The sequence below is a fragment of the Actinotalea sp. C106 genome, from assembly GCF_023630195.1.
GTDB lineage: Bacteria > Actinomycetota > Actinomycetes > Actinomycetales > Cellulomonadaceae > Actinotalea.
This window is the reverse complement of the sequence record NZ_JALPKN010000373.1, coordinates 1-2,578: the sequence shown is the minus strand read 5'-3', so window position 1 is coordinate 2,578 and position 2,578 is coordinate 1. Positions and strand designations below refer to the sequence as shown.

General features: G+C 77.0%; 1 protein-coding gene and 1 pseudogene. Both read right to left on the bottom strand.

All coding sequences use genetic code 11. The features are described from left to right. On the bottom strand, nucleotides 1-731 hold a 731-nt coding region (locus L0B03_RS16495; protein WP_250447896.1), incomplete at its 3' end, for a PHP domain-containing protein. Nucleotides 732-1,917: 1,186 nt separating this feature from the next. Further along, nucleotides 1,918-2,301 (bottom strand): annotated as a pseudogene (locus L0B03_RS19725) (DNA polymerase Y family protein); the annotation flags it as partial. Nucleotides 2,302-2,578 lie beyond the last annotated feature (277 nt).

Sequence of the window (2,578 nt, the reverse complement as noted above, 5' to 3'; positions counted from 1 at the left end):
GACCGTGCTCGCACCGCCGCGAGGGCCGCGGCCAGGTCCGCGTCAGCCGGGCGGGCGTAGTGCACGTTGCCGGTCGCCACGAGGGGCAGGCCAGCGGTCCGAGCGAGCTCGGCGAGGGCGTCGCACCGCTCGGAGTCGCGCGGGTCCCCCGTGTCGGTGACCTCGACCGCGACGTTCTCGGCCCCAAAGACGGCAGTCAGCCGGTCGAGCTCGGCACGGGCCGCGGCGAGGTCGAGCTCTCCCCCACCTCCCTCGAGGGCGTGACGCACCGCGCCCTTGCGGCACCCCGTCAGCACGAGCCACTGCTCCTGGGCGGCCGCGCCGAGCTGGTCCAGGCGGTAGTCCGCGGCCCCCTTGCTGCCGGTCACGAGGTGCGCCTCGGCCACGGCCCGGGACAGTGCCCGGTACCCCTGGGGACCGCGGGCCAGGACCAGCAGGTGGGTCGCGCGAGGGTCGGGGACGCCGGTCGGCGGGTCGAGCACCCCGTCCGGCCCGGGCAGGTGCAGCTCGGCGCCGAAGACCGTGGGCAGGCCCACGCTGCGGGCCGCCTGGGCGAACCGCACGACGCCGTACAGACCGTCGTGGTCGGTCAGCGCGAGGGCTGAGAGACCCAGCCGGGCGGCCTCGGCGACGAGCTCCTCGGGCTGGCTCGCGCCGTCGAGGAAGCTGAAGGCCGAGTGGGCGTGGAGCTCGGCGTAGGCGGGCTCCACGCTGCGGGCGCGCTCAGTCATAGTGGGCTTCGACCGACCAGACGCCGTCCCGCAAAGCCAGCAGCACGGCCTGGCCGTCCTCGGTGGTGACCTGCAGGTAGACCTGGCGCGAGGGCGTCGGCCCCCACCAGCGCTGGACCACGGGCCAGGGCCCCGCCCACCCGGTGACCCGGCCCTCACGCCCGGGCTCCCCGGCCGAGCCGGGCCACCGCACCGTGGCGGGTTCGGCGCTGATCTGGAGCCGGGCGTCGACCTGGACGCGCCGCCCGTCGCCACCGCACAGCTGCACCGTCTGAGGCTCGAGGAGGACCGTGGCAGGGGCCGGCTCGGGGAGCCGTCCGGGCCACGGGGCGGCCACGGGACGGCTCGCGCGGACCTCCTCCCCCCAGGGCACGAGGTGCACCTGGTCACGCAGGTCCCGCCCGCCCTGCACCGCAGGGCTGAGCACGGCGTCGGCTCCCAGCAGACCCTGGACCCGGTGCAGGGCCCGGTGCGCGCGCAGGTCGCTACCGCTCGCCTCCCCCCACAGCCGCCCCTGCTCGGCACCGACCGCGAGGACCTCCTCGGCCCGCAGCCCCAGGCGGACCAGCGAGGCCGGGGCAGGGTCCTCGGCTCCGGCGGTGCCGTGGTCATGCCCTCGGCCTGCGGGGCGGGGGCCATGGGTGAGCCACCCCTCGAGCTGCCAGCGCACCCGGTCGGTCATCCGCGCGGCCGAGAGCCCACCCAGGGCCGTGTCCGTGCGCCAGACCCGCACCAGCTCCTGCCCGTCCTCGGTCCGGGCCGTGATCTGCAGCCGGCCGCAGCCCGCACTGCGGGACACGAGCAGGGCGTGCAGCTGCTCGGCGAGCCGACGGGCGACGAAGGCCGTCCCCTCGACCCGCTCGACCGGCGGGTCGAGCTCCTCCTCGACCGCGACGTCAGGCTCGAGCCGACGCAGCGCCGTCGGACGGTCGTCCTTCCCCGAGGCCACGAGGTGCGCCCACTCACCGCTGCTCCCGAAGCGGCTCAGCACGTCGCTGCGCGGCAGCCGCGCGAGGTCGCCCAGGGTGCGCAGCCCGAGCCGCCGCAGCAGGTCGACGAGCTCGGTCACCTCGGTCAGGAGCGGCCCCTGGGTCGCGACGTGCACGAGCTCGGCGACCCCCAGCGGGGCGAGGAAAGGACGAGCCCGCCCGGGCGGCACCACCAGGCCGGCGCGGGCGGCGAGCACCGCGGCACCCGTGCCGTCGGCGATGCCGACCTGGGCCTCGTGACCGGTCCTGGACGCGACCGCGCCGACGAGCTCCGCGGCCAGGTGCTGCTCGGAGCCATGGAAGCGGCTCGCCCCGGCTGCGGGGAGCAGCAGCAGCCCGGGACGAGCCACCTCGACCCCGGCGACCACGGTCTCCGCGGCGGCCGCCACGGGCTCGAAGAGGCGGACGTCCCGCCCGGGGTCGTGGTCGAGCAGGGTGAGCTCGGGGCAGCACTCCTGCGCCTGGCGTCGTCGCATCCCTCGGCGCACGCCCTCGGCCCGTGCGAGGGCCGAGACGGCGGTGACCCGGCGACCGTCGTGCACCGCAGCGGGTCGGTGGACCGGGACCTCCGCGACGAGCATCGCGGCCAGGACGGGCCAGTCCGGCACCCACAGCGCAGCGATCCGGGCGGGAGCCTTGTCGGTGCTGCTCATCCGGCTCGTCGCCCCTCGCGGAAGGCCGTGCCCGTCGTCGACGACCCCGAGGGCGCCCCCTGAGCCTGCCCCGTCGAGGCAGACACAGTCGCGTGGCGCCTCGCCGGCAGGAGGACCTCGGAGCGGCGCTCGCGGGCCGCCGTGCCGCGCCCACGTCGACGCACCACGAGCCGGCGGTCGCGCAGCCTGCCGTCCCCAAGTCGGA